Below are 22,389 nucleotides of genomic sequence, written 5' to 3'. Positions count from 1 at the left end.
TCAACGATCCGAACGACGGGGGAGTTTGCGGGGCTGGGCGTTGCGCGGTGGGGGTTCCGGTGCATGTGCTTGTAGCTGCTTAGGTATTTCGTTGGCCGGAAGGGGCGTGGACCAGAGGTAGCCCTGGGCGTGGCGGACACCGAGCCTGCGTAGTTCGTTCAACTGCGTCGGTGTTTCGACGCCTTCGGCGATGACGCTGAGGTTCAGGACGCGGGCCATGCCGAGGATGAGTTGGATGATGGAGGCGCTGCTGGGATCTTTATAGCCGAGTTCTGATACGAAGGACCTGTCGATTTTCAGGGTGTGGGCGGATAGCCACCGGAGCTGGCTCAGGGATGAGTAGCCCGTGCCGAAATCGTCGATGGCCAGGCCGACGCCGCAGGCATGCAGGCCTTGGACGATGGCGGTGGGCAGTTCGCGTTGATCCATGAGTACGGATTCGGTGATTTCCAGGGTGACGGCGGCCGGGCTGATGCCGGTGGTGCAGATAGCGTCCCGGACGGTGTCCACGAAACGCAGGTCCTGGAGTTGGCGCACGGAGACGTTGACGAAGATCGTGAGATCCTTGGCGCCGGGCAGGGTATTGCGCCAATGTTGGGTCTGTTGGAGGGCCTGGTTGAGGACCCAGCTGCCAATGGGAACGATCAGGCCGCTGTCTTCGGCGAGGCTGATGAAGCTTGCGGGCTGGAGCAGGCCGAGTGTGGGGTGTTCCCAGCGCAGGAAGGCTTCGAGACCGACCGGCATCCCGGTTTTGACGTCGATCACGGGTTGATAGTGGAGTCTGAGCTCATTCCGGTCCAAGGCGAGGCGGAGGTCGGATTCGAGGTTGAGCCGGGCGGTGGCGGCGGCCTGGGTGCGGGAGTCGCGGACCGCTATGCGGTCGCCGCCGGCGTTTTTGGCTTGGTACATGGCCAGGTCGGCTGCGTCGAGGATGGTCTCGGCGGTGTCTCCCGGGCTGGCAGGGGCAATGCCGATGCTGATGTTCAGGAAAATCCGGCGGCCGCCGAGGGTGAAGGCCTCTTTGACAGCGGCGCGGAGCCGTTCGGCCACGGCAGTAGCCTCCGTGGCGTGCAGATTTTTGCAGATCACGATGAATTCGTCGCCGCCGAACCGGCCAACGGTGTCGCCGGGCCGGATGGCAGGACGGAGCCTGGCCGCGAGTTGAGTGAGGATGGCGTCTCCGGCGGCGTGGCCGACGGCGTCGTTGACGGTCTTAAACCGGTCAACGTCCAGGAAGAACACCACAACACTGGATGCTTTGCGGCCCAGGAGGTCATGGAGGATGGTGTTGATCAGGATCCTGTTGGGTAGTCCAGTCAGCGCGTCATGGGATGCCTGATGTGTCAGGACCGCTTCGGCCAGTTTACGGGCGGTGATGTCCAGGGCGGTGATGAGCACCCTGGTCCGGCTACCGGTGCCGGTGACCCTGACGCTGGCCAGAATCCAGCGCACGTCACCGGTTGGTTGGATGAGGCGCAGCTCGCGGTCAAGATGCCGGGAACCGGCCCGGTCCAGAGAATGCCAGTCGGTCCTGACACCGTCCCGGTCCTGGGGATGGATTTTTTCCAGAAGCATGGATACGGAGACTTTCTCGCCCGTGGTGAGGTCCAGAAGACGGCCAAATTCCTCCGAATGCCACCACCGGCCCGATGAGAAATCGTATTCGGCGCTTCCCACATGGGCCATCTCCTGGGCTTCGATGAGCCGTTCGCGTTCCTTGCCTGCCTCGTCCTGCAGCTGCGACACCGCTGTGACGTCCCGTGCGATGGTGGAGCTGCCGATCAGTACTCCGTCGGCGTCGAACCGGGGTGAGTGCGTGAGTGAAACCTCGGCGACGCGGCCGTCGTTGCGCCGCCAGCGGGTCCGGACCTCGCTGGAGCCTTTTCCGGCCAGGAGATGTTCCAAAGCCTCCCGATGCAGAATGGGTCCGTTCGTGGTGGTCAGCAGGTCATAGTTCCGGCCGATTGCTTCGCCAGCGCTGAAGCCGAACATTTCGGTGGCACCGGCATTCCAGGCAGTGATTGTTCCGTTCAGGTCACCGCTGATGCGGGCCTCGGGGACGGCCGGCGTATGAGGAATCATCGGTACCTCTTTCATCGGCCGGATCCTGCAGATCTGGATTGTGGCGCATGGGAAATTCACGGGGAAGAGCTTGCTTGTGTTCAGGCCTTGATGTCGGCCGTGTTCCGCCTTCGCAGCCACCACCACAGCAACGCCGCAGCGATGAACAGGAATGCTGCCCCGGTACCTAGAGCTATCCAGGGGAAGCCTGCTTCCGGTGCAGGTTCGACGGTTTCTCCCTGGCCGGAGTCCGGGAAGGTAATGCTGGCTGCGGCTTCGTGTTCCACTAGTCCGCTTTTGAGCTGCAGCTGGGCGTTCCAAGGCCCGTTGGGAAGTGCGGGATCGAGGGTGGTGACAACGGTCCCGTCCTTTCCAGGAGCAAGGGTCAGCGCCTTTTGCGCGCTGAAGGGGCCAGCGGAAATTCCGCCAGGGCCTTTGGAGAGGGTCAAGTCACCGGTGATGTCCAGGGCCCTGCCTCCGGTGTTGGTAACAACTGCGGTCACCTGTGGGTTGCCCTGGGCGTCCCGGGCAGCGGTGAGAGATGTGATGCGGAAGTCAGCCGGCTGGCCGTTTCCCGGGCCGACCGACAGGTAGATGCGGATTCCCACCCTGCTGGCCTGGACAACGTTGCTCCCTTTGGCCGGCGCGTTCCGCACTTCTGCCCACACAGCGGCATACTGCTCAGCCTCGGAGGCGTCCGAGGGAACATCGATGGTCACCAGAACGTCAGCTGATTCCCCGGCGGGCAGTTCCACTTGCGGGCGATCGACTGAGGTCCAGGTGGTCAGCTCATTCACGGCCGGGTCATTGTCACCGACGAAAGAGCCCTCCTGGATTTGGGCCGCCCCGGTGTAGATCCGCACCGACTGCGCGGCGGTGGAGTTGTTTTGCACTTGGATTCGTCGGTGTATTCCGGTGCCAGGCGCCAGCCTGTCCACGATATAGGACCGGGCACGCGGATCCGTCTGGGTGGCGGCCGGAACGTCCAACAGACGGATCCCGATCCCTGACGGCTGGGGCAACGGCGGCGTACTGGCGGACGAAACATGGGATTCGGGCAGAGCCTGGGCCGTCCCCGGAGAGGCCGGCACCAGGGCCAGGATGAGCAGACAGAAAGCTGTGATCACAGAACGCAAAACCTAAAACCCTTGTTTGTTGGCACCGCTGGTTGAGTGACGAACATGGGGCCAACAGATTAAAATGATGGCCGACGTCGGACTCCGGACACAGTTTTCTGGCTTGCCTAGGAGACGGACTGCGTCAAAGTCCCTGAGTATGTGCCTGCCAACACCTGGGCCGGGATCGGCACCGTTAGGAGCGCGGTCCAGACCGCAGTGTTGTTGCCGCTTACAACTGACGTGGCCTGAGAGACCTTTGGAGTGGTTGACAGATCGAGCCGGGTTGCTGGGGCGTTGAGCGTCGGGCCGCCGGTGAGACCTGCCGTGGACGCGAGGTAGCTGGCCCCTGTAGTGGGGATGGTCTGACCAGAAGCCGTCAGTGCTGGCAGGCTCACCGTTGCTATCCAGTTAGTGGTTCCCGCGCGGGCGTCGGTCACTGTGGTGTCCCCAAGCGTGACAGTGGAGTCAGCGCCCGGCGTCCCGGTCGAAAGAGCGGCGCTGGCAGGCGCAGTGAGTGTGAGGAAGCCGCTGGTGATGGTGACCGTGGTGGTTGTGTCAGCGGCAGAAGCCGGCAGGGCAATGCCTCCGGCCAGGGCTGCGGAGCAGGCAAGGACGAGTACGGTGCGGGTGATTGAACCCATGAGTTGAGACCCCATTAGTTGAGACAAGATGAGTGTTGGACCAGGGTGAATCGCTTGATGCGTGTCGACATTGACGGTGAGCTAGAAAGCAATTCAGCTATTTGCTGGTTTTCCCGCTTCCGGCCTGCTGGCCGGCTCATCGCGTGAGAGCAATAAGTAATCCGTGCTGTAGCCCCCACCAAAACGGATATCACCAACGACGTGGTGTATGGCGTCACTGTGTGCTTGTTTCAGCTGAAAGTCAATTGATCCAGTCACAATGGATTCTTCGGTGCATGTTTACCGGAATTGCGTTCACTGTTATCCGCGGACATTGCGGAGGTGGGGGTAAACGGCTAGGTTCCTCCTTGGGGGACGGTTCTCTGCTCTTTATGGGCGCCTTCCAACATTTAATGTTGTGGAAGGCATCCGAAACAGTGCGAAAGAAGCCAGCCGAGACTCCACGCGTCGCAGGATCTCTCGCCGCCCGGTGGCCGGCGGTCGCCCGGACTGCGGCCCTAACCTGCGCGCTGCTGTTTGTGAGCATGCTTTCCAATCCCTCTCTCGCTTTTGCCGCCGCCCCAGTGGGTTTGGGTGCTGCGGGAACGTATTCGGTGCTGGCCGGAACCATGGTGACCAGCACCGACGCGACCACCCTGAGCGGTGATCTTGGCGTCAGCCCCGGGACCGACGTCGTGGGTTTCCCGCCGGGCATCGTCAACGGGGCCATCCGCACCGGGGACCAGGCAGCCCAGGCCCAGGCGGACCTGCTGGCCGCGTACAACAACGCTGCCTCCCGCACACCGACGGCCAGCTTCGCCGGCGACAACAACGGCCGCACCTTTACCCCCGGCGTTCACCACACCGCCACAGCCTTCGCGCTGACCGGGACCATGACCCTGGACGGGCAGGGGGATCCGAATGCGGTCTTCATCTTCCAGGTCGACGCCGCCCTCAACACCGCCGCAGACAGCCAGATCAGCCTGATCAACGGGGCCAAGGCTCCTCACATCTTCTGGCAGGTCGTCGGTGCCGCGGGAACAGGCGCATCATCCTCCTTCTCAGGCACTATCATGGCCGCCGGAGCCATCACCATCGGTGCCGGCGGAACGCTCGCCGGCCGTGCGCTTTCCCGCGACACGGTCACCCTGGCCGGCAATGCCGTCACCACGATCTCGGACCCCGTCGTGACCATCACCGGCGGCGCGGCGGCCTCCACAAACGACGCGACCCCCACCATTACCGGCACCACGGACGCGGCCACTTCAACCACAGTAACCGTGACGGTCGCCGGACAGACACTGACAACAACCGTCCAACCCGGCGGCACCTGGGCAATCACGGCCGCAACACTGACGGACGGCGCCCACACGGTAATGGCCTCAATAACAAATCTGGCAGGATTTACCGGCGCTGCAGCCCAAACCCTCACCGTCGACACCTCGGTCCCGGTGGTAACCATCACCGGCGGTGCCGCGAGTGCCACGAACACGGCCACGCCCACCATCGCGGGGACTGTAGATGCAGTGGCCGGGACGACAGTGACGGTCTCGGTTGCAGGGCAAACGCTGACCACACCGGTCCAGTCCGGTGGGACGTGGGCGGTCACCACGGCAACCTTGGTCAATGGGACGCATTCTGTGTTGGTTTCAGTAACCGATATGGCCGGGAACACCGGGACCGCAGCCCAGGCGCTCACTGTGGATACAACCATCGCCCTGGTGGGTTTGGGTGCTGCGGGGACGTATTCGGTACTGGCCGGAACGATGGTCACCAGCGTGGGAGTGTCGGTCGTCAGCGGGGACCTCGGGGTCAGTCCGGGCACCGCAGTGGTTGGGTTCCCGCCGGGCATGGTGAACGGGTCCATCCGCACCGGTGGCCAGGCGGCCCAGGCTCAGGCGGACTTGCTGGTGGCGTACAACAACGCTGGCGCCCGCGTCCCGACGGCCAGCTTCGCCGGGGACAACAACGGCAGGACCTTCACCCCCGGAGTGCACCACACTTCTGCCGCCTTCGCCCTGACGGGGACCATGACCCTGGACGGGCAGGGGGATCCGAACGCGGTCTTCATCTTCCAGGTCGGCGCCGCCCTCAATACCGCTGCCACCAGCCGGATCAACCTCATCAACGGCGCCAAGTCTCAACACGTCTTCTGGCAGGTCCTTGGCGCCGCGGGAACAGGCGCATCATCCTCCTTCTCCGGCACGATCATGGCGGCCGGGGCCATCACCGTCGGCGCCGGCGGAAGCCTCGCCGGCCGTGCGCTCTCCCGCGACACGGTCACTTTGGCCGGCAATACCGTCACCACGATCTCGGACCCCGTCGTGACTATTACCGGCGGCGCGGAGGCCTCCACAAACGACGCAACCCCCACCATCACCGGCAGCACTGACGCGGCATCCTCAACCACAGTGACCGTGACGGTCGCCGGACAGACACTGACGACGGCGGTCCAATCCGGCGGCGTTTGGGCCGTCACGGCGGCAATGCTGACAGCGGGCCCACACACCGTCACGGCCTCGGTAACGGACCCCGCCGGCAACACCGGCACCGCAACCCAAACCCTCACGTTGGTGGGAGGCAGTCTTTCGATCACCGTGCCCACAGACGCCGGCAACCTTGGCTCCGGTCCGCCCACGGCTGGCGGGGGGACCATCAGCGGCGCTTTGGGGCAGGTGCAAGTGAGCGACACTCGCCATGCGGGTGCCGGGTCAGGGTGGGTCGCGAGCGTCGCTTCCACCGACTTCGCCACACCCACTGGACGTGTCATCCCTGCCAAGGGAGTCGGCTACACCGCGGGACCGATCACGAAAGTGGGCACCGCCACCTACGCAGCGAATGATCCGGGGGATCTGAGCGGAGTTGTTCGTGCTGTAACAGCCACCGAAATCACCGGTGACAACTCCGCAACCTGGAACCCGGTAATCAACGTGGCCATCCCGGACAGCGCCATCGCCGGCGTCTACTCCGCCACCATCACCCATTCCGTGCTCTAAGTAGGCCCAAAACCCATGTGTCGGGCAACCACGGTCGACACGCACCTCGACTCTCGACCCGCATCCGCTCTGACGCGCACGGAATACGGGCCGCGTCAGGGAAAATGCGCGTCGACAAGGAATGTGCGCGTCGCCGCGGCCCGGTGGTCGAGGTCGTCGGGTCCGGGTTTCGGCAAGCTCAACCACAGGGCCCCTCCTTGACGCCCTCCGCGCCCTGCGCATATCCTGAACGAACGGTCGGTAAATAAATCGAACCAATCCAGGCAGGTGCATAGGAGCAACCATGGAAGCCAACGCCCAGCGCAACGCGGACAGCCAGGCCAATGACCGCCAAGACGCGGACGGCCAGGCCAACTTTGACCGCGTGATCGCCGAAGACTCCCGCATTGAACCAAAAGACTGGATGCCGGACGCCTACCGCAAGACCCTCCTGCGCCAGATCTCCCAGCACGCGCACTCGGAGATCATCGGGATGCAGCCGGAAGCCAACTGGATTTCCCGCGCCCCGAGCCTGAAGCGCAAGGCCATCCTCATGGCGAAGGTCCAGGACGAGGCCGGCCACGGGCTGTACCTGTACTCCGCGGCAGAGACCCTGGGCCAAAGCAGGGACAAGATGATGGCCGATCTCATCGCCGGCAAGGCCCGCTACTCCAGCATCTTCAACTACCCGGCCGTGACGTGGGCGGACATGGGCGCTATCGGCTGGCTGGTGGACGGCGCCGCCATCTGCAACCAGGTGCCGCTGTGCCGCGCCTCCTACGGCCCCTACGGCCGCGCCATGGTACGCGTCTGCAAGGAAGAGTCGTTCCACCAGCGCCAGGGCTTCGAGATCCTGCTGGAACTCGCCCACGGCACCCCGGAGCAGAAGCAGATGGCGCAGGACGCCGTGAACCGCTGGTATGCCCCGGCGCTGATGATGTTCGGCCCGCCGGACGACGATTCGCCCAACTCCCGCCAGTCCATGGCCTGGAACATCAAGCGCTTCAGCAACGACGAACTCCGCAGCCGCTTCGTGGGAATGATGGTGGAGCAGGTCCGCGTGCTGGGCCTCACCCTCCCGGACAGCGAGATCCGCTTCAACGAGGACACCAAAAAGTGGGAGCACGGCCCGCTGGACTGGAACGAGTTCCACGAAGTCCTGGCCGGTCGCGGCCCCTGCAACGCCCAGCGCCTTGAGCGCCGGAGGGAAGCGCACGACGACGGCGCCTGGGTCCGCGAAGCAGCCGCGGCGTATGCAGCAAAACAGTCAATAAAGACAAAGGAATACGCAGCATGAGCGAGACACAAGGCCCGGAGGTTTCGACAGGCTCAACCACCGAAAGGGCGTGGGGCCTGTGGGAGGTCTTTGTCCGGTCGAGCCGAGGCCTGTCCCACGTCCATGCCGGGTCGCTGCACGCACCGGATGCTGCCATGGCCCTGCGCAACGCCCGCGACCTCTACACCCGCCGCAACGAAGGTGTGTCCATCTGGGTGGTCCCGGCCGACGCCATCGCGGCCAGCGATCCGGACTCCAAGGGCGCATTCTTCGAGTCCCCGCAGGGCAAGGACTACCGGCACGCCACGTATTACACCAAGAGCGAAGGCGTGAAGCACCTGTGAACTCTGCACCCATGGGCGGGGAATCCGCCACCCGCATCACCCCCGGCAACGCGCTGCGCCCCGAGGACATCGCCCTGGAGGTCCGTACCGGCCTGGCCAGGCCCACCGAGGACGTGGCCGAGTACGCGCTGCGCCTCGGGGACGACGGCCTGATCCTTGCGCAGCGCCTGGGCCACTGGATCTCCCGCGGCCCCGAGCTGGAGGAGGACGTGGCCCTGGGCAACATCGCCCTGGACCAGCTGGGCCACGCCCGGAGCTTCCTCACCTACGCCGGCGGCGCCTGGGACAAGACAGAGGATGATCTCGCCTACTTCCGGCGCGAGCATGAGTTCCGGTCGGCCGCCATCTTTGAGCAGCCCAACGGCGACTTCGCAGCCACCATCGCCCGGCAGTTCATCGTGAGCTACTACCAGTTCGAGCTCTACCGCCGGCTCACAGAATCCACCGACGCGACCCTGGCCGCCATCGCCGCCAAAGCAGTGAAGGAAGTGGACTACCACCGGGACCACAGCGCCCAGTGGGTCCTGCGCCTGGCCGGCGGCACGGACGAATCCCGCACCCGGATGATCCAAGGCCTGAAGCAGATGTGGCCGTACGTCGCCGAGCTCTTCCAGGACGATGAGCTGACCACGCGCCTGGCTGAAACGGACGCCGCCGTCGAGCCTTCCAGTTTGCGCGCAGACTTTGACCGGCTGACCGGGGAGATCCTGGCGGAAGCCGAGTTGGAGGTGCCGGACGTCCCGGCTGCCCCCGGCGGCGGTCGGCACGGCCGGCACTCCGAGAACCTAGGTTACCTCCTCGCGGAGATGCAGGTGCTCGCCCGGGAGCATCCCGGAGCAAGCTGGTGACCGCCGTGGCCACCGCTGCGCATGAGCAGACACAACAGCAGCAGGCGTGGGATATCGCCGCCACGGTCTGCGATCCGGAAATCCCCGTGCTCACCATTGAGGACCTGGGGATCCTCCGCGACGTGCAAGCGACAGAGGACCAAAGAGTCCGGGTTACCATCACGCCCACCTACTCGGGCTGCCCGGCCATGGACGCCATCCGCGACGACCTGAAGGCCGCCTTCGCCAAGGAGGGCTACAAAGCAGAGGTGGACCTGGTGCTCGCCCCGGCCTGGACCACGGACTGGATGACAGAGGCCGGGAAGGCGAAGCTGCGGGAGTACGGCATCGCGCCGCCGTCGGGCATGGCAGCAGCCGGCGGCCACAGCGGCCCCATCAGGCTCAAAATGGCCGTGAAATGCCCGCAGTGCTCCAGCCTGAACACCAAGGAGCTCACCCGGTTCGGCTCCACGTCCTGCAAGGCGCTGTACGTCTGCAAGGACTGCCTGGAACCGTTCGACTACTTCAAAGTCCTGTAAGGAAGCCCCATGCCTGTTGTGCGCCAGACCGCCGCCGAATCGGCGCTAGCCAGCGGCCGCCGTCGTCCGTCCTTCCACACGCTCGCTGTGGCGGAGGTGCGCCGGCTGACCGAGGATGCCATCGAGGTGACGTTCGGAGTCCCCCAGGAGCTCGCCGGCCAGTTCGACTACCTGCCGGGCCAGTACGTGGCCCTGCGCACCACGCTGCCGGATGAGACCGGCGAGCCGCACGAGATCCGCCGCAGCTACTCCATCTGCGCGGAGCCGCGCACCTTTCCGGACGGCAGCAGCGAGATCCGGGTGGCTGTGAAGCAGGACCTGGGCGGGCTGTTCTCCACGTGGGCCAACGCGGAGCTGAAGGCGGGGGACACCCTGGACGTCATGAGCCCCATGGGCGCGTTTGTGTCCAAGCACGGCCGGGACGGCAAGGCCGTGGAGCAGAACGTCATGAACTCCATGAACAACCCGGAGGAGCTGGCGGGGGAGGCAGCCTCCCAGGGGGCGGGCACGTTTGTGGCCATCGCGGCGGGGAGCGGCATCACGCCGGTGATTGCCATCGCCCGGACGCTGCTGGCGGCCAACCCGGAGACGCGCTTTGACCTGATCTACGCCAACAAGGCCGCCATGGACGTGATGTTCCTGGAGGAGCTGGCGGACCTGAAGGACAAGTACCCGCAGCGGCTGGCCATCCACCACGTGCTGTCCCGCGAGCAGCGGATCGCGCCGCTGCTCAGTGGACGGATCGACGCCGGGAAGCTCCAGCAGCTGCTGGGCACCGCCATCCACGCGGACGATGTGGACGAGTGGTTCCTGTGCGGGCCGTTCGAGCTGGTGCAGCTGTGCCGGGACACCCTGGCCGAGCGCGGGGTGAAGCCGGAGCACGTGCGGTTCGAACTGTTCACGTCGGGCAAGCCGGACCGCCCGGAGGGGCACGCCGGCCGCCCCGTGGTGGTGGACGAGTCCCAGGAGACGTACAAGATCACCTTCAAGCTGGACGGCCTGCAGGGCGACGTGGCCAGCCCCACGCACGCCCGCGAGTCGATCCTGAACGCGGCGCTGCGGGTCCGCGCGGACGTGCCGTTCGCGTGCGCCGGGGGAGTGTGCGGCACGTGCCGCGCCAAACTGGTCACCGGGACCGTGACCATGGACGAAAACTACGCGCTGGAGCAGGATGAACTGGACAAGGGGTACGTCCTGACCTGCCAGAGCCATCCCACGAGCAAAGAAGTAACAGTCGACTTCGACGTTTAAGGAACCCATGATCTCCCTCTCCATCGCCAACGGCGTCGCCGAAATCGTCCTGGACGCGCCGTACAAGCTCAACTCCCTCGACGAGCAGGCGCTCGCGGGTTTAACACAGGCGTACGACGACGCCGCTGCCGCCGCCTCGCGCGGTGAGGTGCGGGCATTGCTGCTCAGGGGAGAGGGCCGCGCCTTCTGCGCGGGCCGTGACATTTCGGGCGTGACGCCGGAAACGGACGACGCCGAAGCGTACCTGGGCGGGCTGGTGCAGCCGCTGCTGAAGAAGATGAGCGCGTTCCCGGCGCCGACGTTCGCCGCCGCCCAGGGTGCGTGCCTGGGCGTAGGGCTGGGCCTGCTGCTCGCCACGGACGTGGTGTACGTGGCGGAGAACGCCAAGTTCGGCTCGCCGTTCGCCAAGCTGGGCGCCACGCTGGATTCGGGAGGGCATTGGTACTTCACCGAGCGGCTGGGCATGCACCGGACGCTGGACCTGATCTACACGGCCGAACTCATGTCCGGCACGGAGGCCGTGGCTCAGGGTCTTTTCAGCCGGGCCATGCCTGCGAATGAATTGTTGGCCAACACCCGGGAAATTGTGACGAAGGTTGCCGCCGGCGCCACGGGCGCGTTCACGGCGAGCAAGGAGCTGGTGGCAAACATCCGCGACCAGCGGCTGGGCCTGTGGGACGCCATGGCCGAGGAAAATGCGGAGCAGGCGCGGCTTTGCAAGAGCGCAGACTATGCCGAAGGTTTCAGGGCGTTCCAAGAGAAGCGAGCACCTGTCTTCAAAGGCCGGTGATTGCGCCCGCCCAAACCGGATTGAGCTTGTCGAAATCAAATCACTCAATTGCCAGTTTCCCCCAACGATTTGTAAGGTTCACCTATGACTATGGGGAAATCTATTACTAAAGCCGTCATTCCTGCTGCCGGTCTGGGGACTCGCTTCCTGCCCGCCACGAAGGCAATGCCGAAGGAAATGCTGCCGGTGGTTGACCGCCCGGCCATCCAGTATGTCGTCGAGGAAGCCGTCAAGGCCGGCCTCGACGACATTTTGATGATCACGGGGCGCAGCAAGCGAGCCCTTGAGGACCACTTCGACCGTGAACCCGGCTTGGAGCGCGCGCTGGAGCTGAAGGGCGATCAGGGTCGCCTGGACCTGGTCCACGAGGCTTCTGATCTTGGTCCTATCCACTACGTCCGCCAAGGCGAGGCCAAGGGCCTGGGCCACGCGGTGCTGTGCGCCAGCCAGCACGTAGGCAACGAACCGTTCGCCGTCCTCCTGGGCGACGACCTCATCGATGAGGCCGAGACTCTCCTCACCACCATGATCGAGGTGCAGCAGAAGACCGGCGGTTCGGTTGTCGCCCTCATCGAGGTGGACCCCTCGGAGATCAGTGCATACGGCTGCGCGGACATCACCGCCATTGAGGGCGAGGACTTCGTCCGGGTGAACAGCCTGGTGGAGAAGCCGGCTGCAGACGAAGCGCCGTCAAACCTGGCCGTCATCGGCCGGTACGTGCTGCACCCGTCAGTCTTCGGTGTTCTGGAGAACACGGAGCCGGGCCGCGGCGGGGAGATCCAGCTGACCGATGCGCTCCAGACCCTGGCCGCTGGCGAGGATGAAGGCTCGGGCGTGTATGGCGTGGTGTTCAAAGGCCGCCGCTACGACACTGGCGACAAGCTGAGCTACCTCAAGGCTGTCATTACGCTGGCTTCCGAGCGCGTGGAGTTCGGCGAGGACCTGAAGACGTGGCTAAAGGCCTTCGTGGGCTAGACCCTGACGCTTCTGTAACGCACTACAGGCCCGCCGCCGACCAGCGGCGGGCATGTAGGCTTTTAAGGGCCGCAGCGACCCAGAGAGCGCCAATTACAGCCCCTCCTGTGTTTGTGACAATATCCAGCGGGCTCGCGAACCGATTGTGAAGAAACAGCAGCTGGCCCAGTTCGATACAGCATGAGACTATTAGCCCCAAAATTCCTATCTGCCACGAGTATTTTATTGGATACGCCAGGGCTGCCACCGCGCCGAGCGGAATGAAAAGTACGACGTTGGCGGATGCTTCGACGAATTGGTAATTGAACCACGAAGGAATTCCGTGGGCGTGGAGGAATTTCAGGACGCTGGCGAGCTCGCCCTGCACGGGTTGATCGACGGGGCTGGGCCAGAAAGCGACGAGTGCCAGCGGCACCAGCATGATCATCAGAACAACGCGCCAGAACCTCGGGTTACCGGGGCCTCTCAAGACACCCTCAGGTGGTTCTCAGCAGGGCCAGCGTGGCGGCTGTTAGTGAAGCCACAGCCAACATTCCCAAAAGTATGTAGGGGAGCGCCCGCGAGCAGGGCAACCGGAGGGAGAAGTCGAACTGCCAAGGTGTTCTGCGCCAATGTCTCCCCATAGAACTAATAGATACCACGCCGGAATCACTTTCGGCGATGATTCAAACTTAAATGCAGAGGGTGGGTGGTGCTCCGGTTTCCCGGAGTACCACCCACCCTCTTTGGTGCTTGTGGGTGTTGCGGTTACGCTGCTGCCTCGGTCTTGGCGCGGCGGCGAACTACGACTACGGAGGCTGCGCCGGCAGCCAGTGCACCGGCGCCCACCAGGGTCCAGAGGATGAGGCCAGAATCCGCGCCGGTGTTGGCCAGGCCAGTACCGGTGTTAGCCAGCGGAGCGCCGCCGGTGTTGGATAGCGGTGCACCGTTGCTGGCGAAACTCGGGTCCACAACCACGGTGACCGGGCCAACGGACAGGCCGGTCGTGTTACCAGTCGCAGTGATCAGGTAGGTACCGGCTTCGGTTATCGCGATCGGTACGGAGTAGTTGCCCTGAGCGTCAGCCTGAGACTGCAAGGTCTGCGGGGCCTGGAAGACGGGGATCTTTGCCGATACCGAAGTACCACCGATGGTGGCGCCGGAGGCTGCGGGCGGGTTGCCTGGGGTCACAGTGATGGTGAGGGATTCGCCAACAAAGGGGCCACGGCCCCGGAAGACGAATGTTTCGCCCGGGCCAACGGTGCCGTCAGACACGGCGGCCTGCGGCGGGATGGGCGGGTAGTTGGCGGCGATGGCCGGCGCAGTGCCGACGAGCGCGAGAGATCCTGCAAGTGCGAATGCTGCGAGCGTTTTTTTCATTGTTGTCCCCCCGGAGACGTTAAGTTTTGGTGTATCCGAATTGAGGAGGTTCCCCTCCGCACGAGACCTGTGCGGAAATCCCGGATGTATATCCCACACATGACGTTACCATCCACTTCCAGTGGCCAGCAATCTCAATCCAGTCGGTTTACATAGTGTTAACGCGCTGTCCACGATTATTGTCCACATGACGAATTTTCTGTGGGCAAGATCACATCCTTGACTGCTTGGACGGTGGGCGTGACAACGACGTTAGGTTCGGTGTGTTGCACGATTTTCCCGAATGTGAACTCCACTGTGCGGCTTTCACCCGGGGCAAGCTTGATCGCCATAACGCTTACGGGTCTATTGCTGTGGATGTATGGAGCGAAGTCGGTTCTTTGCCCGTCCACCTTGGCAGTCTCTGCATTGGCTTGGATAGGCCCGTAAGCCACAATGTTTGTTTGGACGGAACCCGGGGGTACGCCAAAGTTGCCGTCTCCCGTTACGTATGCTGGCAATGAAGTGGCTGCGTCGGATGGCGCGTTGTTGGTGCTGGTGACCCGAACGGTTGTTTGCTCGTATCCGTCCCTGGGGCATTCTTTGATCAGTTGGACGGTTCGCTTGACGTAATAATCCATCTTCGCGCCAGTGCCGTCGTTGAAGTAGACACCGAACTGCGCGGGCGCGACGCTGGGTCCTGCCATGGATCCGCTCAAAGCGTACTTGGCTAGGACAGCCTGTTCCGCCGGCATTCCAGACCAGACCAGAACACGCCCCTCTTCGGTTCCGCGCGTGAGTCCTTCGATAAGGCCTTTCGCGTCACCCTTGCCGTCAGACAAGGCTGCGAAAATCTCCTGAGCGACGCCGGCGAAGTAGGCATCTTGGAGGCGTGGCTGCTCGATTTTTCCGTACACGTCAGAGAGTAGGGTTTGAACGACGTTCTTACCCGTTAGCTCAGTTGGCAAGCCCACACTGGCGAGTGCCACGAGATCAGGTTGCGTGATCTTTACGGGGCCGGTTGCATCCAAGATGTAGCTCAGAGCTACTGGGTCGATGGAGAACACTCCGTCGACACGCTGACCGGTCTTTCTTTCCCACATGGCTTGAGCGGTTCCGGCCGCCGTTGGAAAGTCCGGCGTTAGGTTCACATCTTGCATGAACTTTCCCATGCGACCGGAGTAGATCTGTTGCTGCTCGGCGTCCACGGGCACGACGGGCGACATGATGCCTACAGCTCCAGCGCTGCTCTGAGAGCCCAGCGTCAGTTTGCCTTTGTCGAGGCTAAGAACGGCAAGGGCACCAGGTATGCCGCCAGACGCCCGAGCTTCGGCATTGTTTTGGATGATGAGGAGGTAGTTACGTTGCGCTTGTGCACCCAGCATGCCCGGCGCGACGTTCGAGGCGTTAGCGGCTGCGTCCAGGGCCCCAGTTACGTCCCGCAACTGGTCTCTTGCTCGGGTCAGGGGGTCGGCAACTTGAGGTAACAGCGTGCTGTCATCGAGTTGATTTAGCCTGTCGGCTGACAGCCGAACGGCATTCGCCGCAGCCGAAATGCTGGGGGAGGCTGCCTCCAGCGGTGCGAGATCAGTGCCCGAGGTGCTGGGGAGCAGTGCTTCCCAATCAAGGGAGCTGTAAACCTTTACGAGCGGTGCGAGACCCAGGGTGGCCACATCGTCTGCCGTACGCGCAACCTCAGCCACCGCGCTGAAGTTCGAACCTAGGCCGGGCACACTCGAGGCCAAGGTCCACAAAGGGTCATTCGCGGCTTCCTTCGCTGCTGCTGTGTGGGCTCGAAGTTGTTCGACGGTCGAAGACGCCTCACCCGAGTTGTCAGCGGTGATCGCCTCTTTCAGTGGCGCGACCAGGGCGGTGGCAGCTTTGAGTTCGGAGTTTATGGCCGATGCCTTGCTTGCCAGCCAAGCTGCTCCCGTCCCGGTGACGAGAATAAGGAGTCCCAAACATGCCAGAGCGAGCAAGAGAGGCCGGCCAAGGGGGCTTTTACGAGACTTTGAAAGCCGCCTCCGCCGGGACGTGACTGTACTGTCTTGGATTTCTTGGTTGCCCGCCATTCAGGGTCGGCCCAAGCCTCGGTAGATCCACCCAGCCGCACGCCATTTGGCGGGGTCCAAGACGTTGCGGCCGTCAAGGATCCGGCGTGAAGATACTGACTCTTCCAAGTGGTAAGGGTCGAGGTCGCGATACTCCTGCCACTCAGTAAGTAGGAGGAGAGCGTCGGCCTTCTGGACGGCGGCCGTAGTGTCGGATTCGTAGTGGAGTTCGGGGAATCTACGGGCGGCGTTTGGCAGGGCTTTAGGATCAGTCACCGTAACAACAGCACCTTGAAGTTGCAGTTGCGCAGCAATGCTGAGGGCAGGAGAGTCGCGGACGTCGTCGCTCTCGGGCTTAAACGCGGCGCCCAGCACCGTGACTCGTTTACCCAGCAGGGACCCCTCGCATAAGTCGCGAGCAAGCTCTACTACGCGGGTTCTGCGACGCATGTTGATGGCATCGACCTCGCGAAGGAAAGTTAGCGCCTGATCGGCCCCAAGCTCTCCGGCACGGGCCATGAATGCACGGATGTCCTTCGGTAGACAGCCTCCGCCAAAGCCTATGCCCGCATGCAGGAATTTCCGGCCAATCCGATCATCCATGCCGATAGCGTCAGCGAGTTGCGTAACGTCTGCCCCCGCTGCTTCGCATACTTCAGCCATTGCGTTGATGAATGAAATTTTGGTTGCGAGGAATGAATTCGCGGCGGCCTTAACGAGTTCAGCGGTCGGATGGTCGGTGACAAGACGGGGGGTGCCCGATGCGAGTGGAGCCGAGTAGACGCCATCCAAGATGGCCACTGCAGGATGGTCCTCGGAACCATCGCTGACTCCGTATACGAATCTATCGGGGTGAAGCGTGTCAGCAACGGCATGGCCCTCGCGGAGGAATTCGGGATTCCACACTAAATGCGCTTCAGGTTGTTCTGCGCGGAGAAGAGCCGACAGCCGTGAGGCTGTTCCCACAGGCACCGTCGACTTTCCGACTACAACGTCGCCTGGGAGAACGTAGGGAAGGAGTCCTGTTGTCGCGGCGTCGACATATGTCAGATCCGCAGCGTTTTCCCCCTTCTTCTGAGGGGTACCGACACAAATGAAATGCACAGCGCTTCCTGCGGCGGCCGATAGGTCAGTGGTGAACGACAGCCTTCCCGTTTCCTGGACTTCTCGCAGGAGTTCTTCCAGCCCAGGCTCGTAAAACGGCGCCCGTGCGGCGGACAGTTCTTCAATTTTCCGTGCGTCCACATCAATGCCAACAACTTCGTGCCCCAGCTTCGCCATGCAGGCAGCATGGACTGCACCCAAATAGCCACACCCGATGACTGAGATTCTCATAACTGTTTCCTTCCCCCGGAGGGCACTTTGTGATGGAGAGATGCAGGCTAGTAAGCCCCGGTGCTGCCGAAAACAGCTTTGACTGTCCGCAACATGATGATGACATCTCCGGCCAACGACCAATTTTCTACGTAGTACAAATCGAGGCGCACCGAGTCTTGCCAAGAAAGGTTGGAACGGCCACTCACTTGCCAGAGACCGGTGAGGCCGGGTTTTACCAATAGCCGACGTCGAACGTCATGCTCGTATGCCTCCACCTCACGAGGAAGCGGAGGACGGGGGCCCACCAAGCTCATGGAACCCGAAAATATGTTAAACAGTTGTGGAAGTTCGTCCAGACTGAATCGTCGCAGGAGCCCACCTACGCGAGTTACCCTAGGGTCACTTTTCAACTTAAAGAGCACACCATTGCCTTCGCTTTGGTGCGCGAGACCTGCGAGCCTATCCTCAGCGTCGACGACCATCGACCGGAACTTGAGCATCCTGAATGGAATTCCTTCCATACCGACACGTTCCTGTTTGAATACTATGGGCCCGCGGTCATCTGCCTTGATTAGAACGGCGACGATGAGCATGGCCGGGGCGGCCGCGACAATCAGTAGACCTGAAACGATGAGGTCAAACATCCTTTTGGCGACCAGTTGACCGCCCTCAAGTGTCGGAGTTGTGACGTGAATCAGAGGTAGCCCTGCGACCTGCTGCGTGTGGATTCGAGGACCGGCGATATCTGTCAGCGCGGGGGCCATGATCAGCCCGACATTTCGGGCGGCTAACTCCCAACCCAAATGACGAAGGGTCTGCGGGTGAAGTTGCACCCCTGCCGATATGGCCACGGCGTCCGCACCGCAATGAGCAATAGCATCGAGGATGGACTGAGTGTCGGGTGAATGGCCCAAAATTGGTAGCCCCGACTCAGGTTCGACTGCCTCCGCCGAGGCGGAGCCAGGCGAGTACGCTGCCACGGGCTTGTACCCGGAATGTTTCGAACTGTGGAGTGAGGATGACAAATGCGCGATTGCGCTATGGCCTCCTAGCAGGAGTAACCGCGACATACTTCGCCCGCCCTGTCGGGCTACGCTCAGGTGCTGTCGCAAGAGCCACCTCGCCAGCAAAAGGCCAAGGAGACCAGAAGGCAGAGCGATGCCGACGTACCCCCGGGCGGTGTCCACGCGAAGGACATACGAGAAGATTGCAACCAAGCCGAAAAGCCAAAGAGAAGCCGCAGCAACTCTCTTGTATTCATCGGCTCCCGCGCCTAAAATGTGACTCTTTCGGCTGCTCCAAGCTCCAAGCATTAGCCACCAAACGACGGCCAGCGCAACGGAGAACGACCCGTAAGTCGTCTCGTAGATGGGGACCTCTGCCCTTGAATCGATACCAAAGCGAACGACGTACGCTCCCATGACGGCCCAGAGAATAACAAACGCATCTACTACTCGCAGGCGGCGCGATGTTCGAACTCGCCAATCAGCGTCGGCACCCAAATAGCATCCCCAAATTGTCGTGTGGTCCGGTATTGCCCTTCAGCCGAGTCTGCGGCGGAATTTTCGCGACGTCAGCGTGAATGGCACTTCCCATTGTGAGGCCATGTTCTCACAGCATGCCGACTTGCAGGCTCCGAGGTTAGGAACTTAGTCGTGTTGACGGTAACAAATTGCGACCTGTGCGTTGCAACCGAATCGTTTGAGGTGAATCTCACACGTGTGGTGATTGTGGCGCGGCGGCCCCTTGATAGGATTGCGCAGGAAACGCCAGGAGCAGATCGCACGCGGTTCCGTGGTTTGGGGGCTCTCAGAAAAATTATTGGCGCGATCCTAGCACGATCATTGGTTCACCAAGCAGTGTCCTGCAATATGACTGACAGCGCGTCCAGACCCGCATCGCGTACCGTTTTAGGCTGATCCTCAGCGCAGAGACGGTTAACTGGCTGATTCTTTTTGGTCGTGAATTGCTAACTAGGGGTAGTCATTTGGGCATCGTTCCTCCAAAAGTTGATCGCTTGATCATTCACCAGACGGACTTGGCTAGGCCGTCTCCAGGCGGTATTGATACATGTCTTCGCGGCATCGCCAAGTACGCACCTGACAACATGACGCTTGCCTTTGTCGGAGTTGATACTGGGGCTGGACCCAAGTCAAGGAGGCTCGGAGTTTGGGAGCTCTACAAGTTCGAAGATCGTGAAGTCTGGTTCTTGCCGGTGGCAAGGGTCGATCCAGGCGATCAGCGTCGGTTTATTCCGCATTCAATCAAACTGGCCGTGGGGTTTGCCCGCTTCCTCAGACGCATGCCGGACGCTTTGGCCGTCCAAGCCCACAGAATGGATATCGCTCTTCTGATCCCCATGTTAAGACGCAAGCCTTTGGTCTATATGGTGCATACGCAACAGGGAGGATTGACAGGGAAAACCTCGGACTCTTTTTGGCGCTTTGCGGGTACCCTCCACGAAGCACTGGAAAGGCTTGTGGTCAGGCGAGCGGCCGATGTCATCGTTTTCAACAGGGAGTACTCCACAACGGTACAGGGGTGGAATCAAGCAGCGAGATTTTCGCCTACATGGTGGGACCCCGAACTAATTTTGCAGTCCTCTGAACGCCGCACCAACGCGGTCTGTTGGGTTGGGCGGCTCGAAGTTCCAAAGGACCCAGAGCTGGCATTGGATGTCATCGAGGAACTCGAGCGATTGAGGCCATCGGACAATTGGTCGTTGTCAGTATTAGGCTCTGGCACGATGTTGGCTGCGCTGGAGGAGAGGCTCAATTCTCTTCCGACAGGACTGAGGGCTCGGGTGCAGCTACATGGCCGAGTTGAACCGGACGAAGTGGCACGAATTATGGGTCAATGCAATGTTTTCCTGATGACGTCGCACCCAGGGTACGAAGGATATCCACGTGTTCTAGTGGAGGCACTCGCATCGGGGCTGCCTGCCGTCGTGACCGAGGGTTCGGACACCGGCGGAATCGTGGAAGATGACAAGAACGGATTCGTCACAAATAGGGACCCGGTGACAATTGCGGGGGCCATTAGCCGAGCTATCAACCTTAGCTCGGAAACGGCACGCGAGAGCGTTGGAAATCTAGCGGCTCCGGCTGTGGTAAACGATGTCATGTTTGCGGAGGGCAAACAGTGATGGATCTTCTCGCTGGAGCCGATCTGGCTGTGAGTCTGTCGCCTGACAACGAAGTGTTGTTGGGTGGACTGCCAGTCTTTGTGGGGAATGACTGCACACTTCTAGACGAGCTAGATGAGCTGCTCAAGTACAAGAAACCGGCATTAGTCGTCACAGCAAATGTAGATCAGGCGATCGATCTCCGGCGAAGTCAAGATCTCTGGACAGCCTACAAGAACGCCTCATTGAGAACTCTCGACGGTATGCCACTGGTATGGATGGCAAGGATGATCGGTGCCAGCGGCGCGACTCGGCAAACCGGAGCCGACATGCTCATGAAATGTGTCGCGGCATCACATGAGCGTAAATGGCAAGTTGTAATACTGGGCGGCGCGGACGAGGCAAATGATCTAGCCGTCGGTAACTTGCGGAAGGCTTATCCACAGGCGGCTCTTACAGGTGTCAAGCTCGCCTATTCCACGGGTTTCGACTCCGTAGGCTTGAAGCCGATGCTGACCCGCTTAGCGGATTTGAAGCCAGACCTTGTTTTCGTGTGTTTGGGATCCCCGAAACAGGAGCAGTTCTTTCTGGCCCTTCGGGCAGTCTTGGCGCCGGCTATCTACATCGGTGCAGGCGCGGCTGTCGACTTTGCGAGCGGAAAGAAGTCTCGCGCCCCGCTATGGCTGCAAACGCTGGGCATGGAGTGGACGTGGCGTCTCATTCAAGAGCCGCGCCGACTTGCACACCGTTACTTAGTCAAGGGTCTAGCAATAGCAACAATTACGTACAACACGCTAAGGAAGAAGATACGTTGAAAGCTCTGGTAACTGGCGCAGCCGGTTTTGTCGGGAGTCGGCTGTCCAAGCGCCTCATCGCAGAGGGACACGAGGTTGTAGGACTGGATTGTCTCACGGACTACTACGATGTCGACATAAAGAAGTCGAATCTCGAAGCACTACGAGGCCCCAATTTCACGTTTTTGGACGCGGACATTAATGCGGTAGACCTCTCCGGCGCGGTCGGTGATGTCGAACTTGTATTTCATCAAGCAGGACAACCTGGAGTGCGACGATCTTGGGGGGATGAGTTCCAGATTTACACCGAGGCGAACGTTGGGGCAACCCAACGCCTTCTTGAATGGGCGCGTACCAACAAGAGTCTAAAAAAGTTTGTCTACGCTTCCTCCTCGTCGGTCTACGGAGATGCTGAGGCGTATCCAACTCACGAATCTGACAAACCCCAACCTTTGAGCCCATATGGTGTAACGAAACTGGCTGCCGAGCACCTATGCACCCTGTACGCCAAGAACTTTGCCGTGCCGACGGTGTCTCTCCGCTATTTCACGGTCTATGGCCCCGGTCAACGGCCGGATATGGCTTTCACGAGATTCGTCAAAGCGGCCGTAACTAATGGCACGATACAAATATATGGGGACGGAAATCAGGTTCGCGACTTTACCTACGTAGACGACGTCGTTGAGGCGAATATCTGCGCTGCTCGTTCTGACGCCGCGGGAGGCGCCGTCTACAACGTTGCTGGCGGCAGTAACGTTTCTATGAACGAAGTCCTTGACATTCTGGCCGACCTGAGTGGCTCCGCGCTGAACGTTGAGTACATCGACGCTGTTGCAGGCGATGTTCGGCGGACAGCTGGTTCCATCGACAAGATCTCCAGTGACCTCGGATGGAAGCCTCGTGTTGACCTGGAAGAGGGCCTCAAGAGGCATCTCGAGTGGGGACGTCGATACTTTGGATGATAGCCAACACGACGTAATCAATAGTCG

19 protein-coding genes are annotated in these 22,389 nt (G+C 61.7%); 11 read left to right on the top strand and 8 right to left on the bottom strand.

Going from position 1 to position 22,389, the window contains the following annotated elements; all coding sequences use genetic code 11:
• From ACX80V_RS08580 to ACX80V_RS08570, 3 genes are all read right to left on the bottom strand, one after another.
• Entirely contained in the window at positions 1-2,097 is a 2,097-nt protein-coding gene (locus ACX80V_RS08580) for a sensor domain-containing protein (RefSeq protein WP_485842795.1), read from the bottom strand.
• A 65-nt stretch (positions 2,098-2,162) separates the two neighbouring features.
• Entirely contained in the window at positions 2,163-3,188 is a 1,026-nt protein-coding gene (locus tag ACX80V_RS08575; protein WP_485842794.1) for a COG1361 family protein, read from the bottom strand.
• Between the two features lie 116 nt (positions 3,189-3,304).
• Positions 3,305-3,820 (bottom strand): hypothetical protein, encoded by a 516-nt coding sequence (locus tag ACX80V_RS08570; protein WP_485842793.1) that lies wholly within the window; start codon positions 3,818-3,820, stop codon positions 3,305-3,307.
• A 524-nt stretch (positions 3,821-4,344) separates the two neighbouring features.
• Here ACX80V_RS08570 and ACX80V_RS08565 point away from each other — a divergent pair.
• The 8 genes from ACX80V_RS08565 (at position 4,345) to galU (ending at position 12,776) form a co-directional block, all read left to right on the top strand.
• Entirely contained in the window at positions 4,345-6,795 is a 2,451-nt protein-coding gene (locus ACX80V_RS08565; RefSeq protein ID WP_485842920.1) for an ice-binding family protein, read from the top strand.
• Positions 6,796-7,078: 283 nt separating this feature from the next.
• A complete protein-coding gene (gene paaA, locus ACX80V_RS08560; RefSeq protein ID WP_485842792.1) occupies positions 7,079-8,071 on the top strand; it encodes a 1,2-phenylacetyl-CoA epoxidase subunit PaaA in 993 nt (330 codons plus the stop codon).
• On the top strand, positions 8,068-8,394 hold the full coding sequence (gene paaB, locus ACX80V_RS08555) for a 1,2-phenylacetyl-CoA epoxidase subunit PaaB (RefSeq protein ID WP_485842791.1): 327 nt from the start codon (positions 8,068-8,070) through the stop codon (positions 8,392-8,394). Before paaA ends, paaB begins: the two co-directional genes overlap by 4 nt.
• Positions 8,395-8,405: 11 nt before the next feature.
• Positions 8,406-9,242, top strand: a complete 837-nt coding sequence (gene paaC, locus ACX80V_RS08550; protein WP_485842919.1) for a 1,2-phenylacetyl-CoA epoxidase subunit PaaC — start codon at positions 8,406-8,408, stop codon at positions 9,240-9,242.
• A complete protein-coding gene (gene paaD, locus ACX80V_RS08545) occupies positions 9,239-9,760 on the top strand; it encodes a 1,2-phenylacetyl-CoA epoxidase subunit PaaD (protein WP_485842790.1) in 522 nt (173 codons plus the stop codon). The genes paaC and paaD overlap by 4 nt, the downstream gene beginning before the upstream one ends.
• Before the next feature lie 9 nt (positions 9,761-9,769).
• On the top strand, positions 9,770-11,011 hold the full coding sequence (paaE, locus tag ACX80V_RS08540) for a 1,2-phenylacetyl-CoA epoxidase subunit PaaE (protein WP_485842789.1): 1,242 nt from the start codon (positions 9,770-9,772) through the stop codon (positions 11,009-11,011).
• A gap of 7 nt (positions 11,012-11,018) precedes the next feature.
• A complete protein-coding gene (locus ACX80V_RS08535; protein ID WP_485842788.1) occupies positions 11,019-11,801 on the top strand; it encodes an enoyl-CoA hydratase/isomerase family protein in 783 nt (260 codons plus the stop codon).
• A gap of 84 nt (positions 11,802-11,885) precedes the next feature.
• Entirely contained in the window at positions 11,886-12,776 is an 891-nt protein-coding gene (gene galU / locus ACX80V_RS08530; RefSeq protein ID WP_485842787.1) for a UTP--glucose-1-phosphate uridylyltransferase GalU, read from the top strand.
• A 22-nt stretch (positions 12,777-12,798) separates the two neighbouring features.
• Here the strand turns inward: galU and ACX80V_RS08525 are convergent, their stop codons facing one another.
• From ACX80V_RS08525 to ACX80V_RS08505, 5 genes are all read right to left on the bottom strand, one after another.
• Positions 12,799-13,203: a VanZ family protein gene (locus tag ACX80V_RS08525; protein WP_485842786.1), complete on the bottom strand. Its 405-nt coding sequence runs from the start codon at positions 13,201-13,203 to the stop codon at positions 12,799-12,801.
• Between the two features lie 320 nt (positions 13,204-13,523).
• Positions 13,524-14,135, bottom strand: a complete 612-nt coding sequence (locus tag ACX80V_RS08520; protein WP_485842785.1) for an LPXTG cell wall anchor domain-containing protein — start codon at positions 14,133-14,135, stop codon at positions 13,524-13,526.
• A gap of 176 nt (positions 14,136-14,311) precedes the next feature.
• Positions 14,312-16,075 carry a DUF4012 domain-containing protein gene (locus tag ACX80V_RS08515; RefSeq protein ID WP_485842784.1) on the bottom strand — a complete coding sequence of 588 codons (1,764 nt, stop codon included), beginning with the start codon at positions 16,073-16,075 and terminating at the stop codon, positions 14,312-14,314.
• A 111-nt stretch (positions 16,076-16,186) separates the two neighbouring features.
• Entirely contained in the window at positions 16,187-17,500 is a 1,314-nt protein-coding gene (locus tag ACX80V_RS08510) for a UDP-glucose dehydrogenase family protein (RefSeq protein ID WP_485842783.1), read from the bottom strand.
• Positions 17,501-17,547: 47 nt separating this feature from the next.
• Positions 17,548-18,984, bottom strand: a complete 1,437-nt coding sequence (locus tag ACX80V_RS08505; protein ID WP_485842782.1) for a sugar transferase — start codon at positions 18,982-18,984, stop codon at positions 17,548-17,550.
• A gap of 515 nt (positions 18,985-19,499) precedes the next feature.
• Between ACX80V_RS08505 and ACX80V_RS08500 the strand changes: the two genes are divergently transcribed.
• From ACX80V_RS08500 to ACX80V_RS08490, 3 genes are read left to right on the top strand one after another with little or no spacing between them, the layout of a single operon-like run.
• Complete coding sequence (locus tag ACX80V_RS08500) at positions 19,500-20,627, top strand: glycosyltransferase (protein WP_485842781.1); 1,128 nt, start codon at positions 19,500-19,502, stop codon at positions 20,625-20,627.
• A complete protein-coding gene (locus tag ACX80V_RS08495) occupies positions 20,627-21,421 on the top strand; it encodes a WecB/TagA/CpsF family glycosyltransferase (protein ID WP_485842780.1) in 795 nt (264 codons plus the stop codon). The genes ACX80V_RS08500 and ACX80V_RS08495 overlap by 1 nt, the downstream gene beginning before the upstream one ends.
• A complete protein-coding gene (locus tag ACX80V_RS08490) occupies positions 21,418-22,362 on the top strand; it encodes an NAD-dependent epimerase/dehydratase family protein (RefSeq protein WP_485842779.1) in 945 nt (314 codons plus the stop codon). The genes ACX80V_RS08495 and ACX80V_RS08490 overlap by 4 nt, the downstream gene beginning before the upstream one ends.
• Positions 22,363-22,389 lie beyond the last annotated feature (27 nt).

Source organism: Pseudarthrobacter arbutini, assembly GCF_054510915.1.
This window is presented reverse-complemented; position numbering and strand designations above follow the sequence as displayed.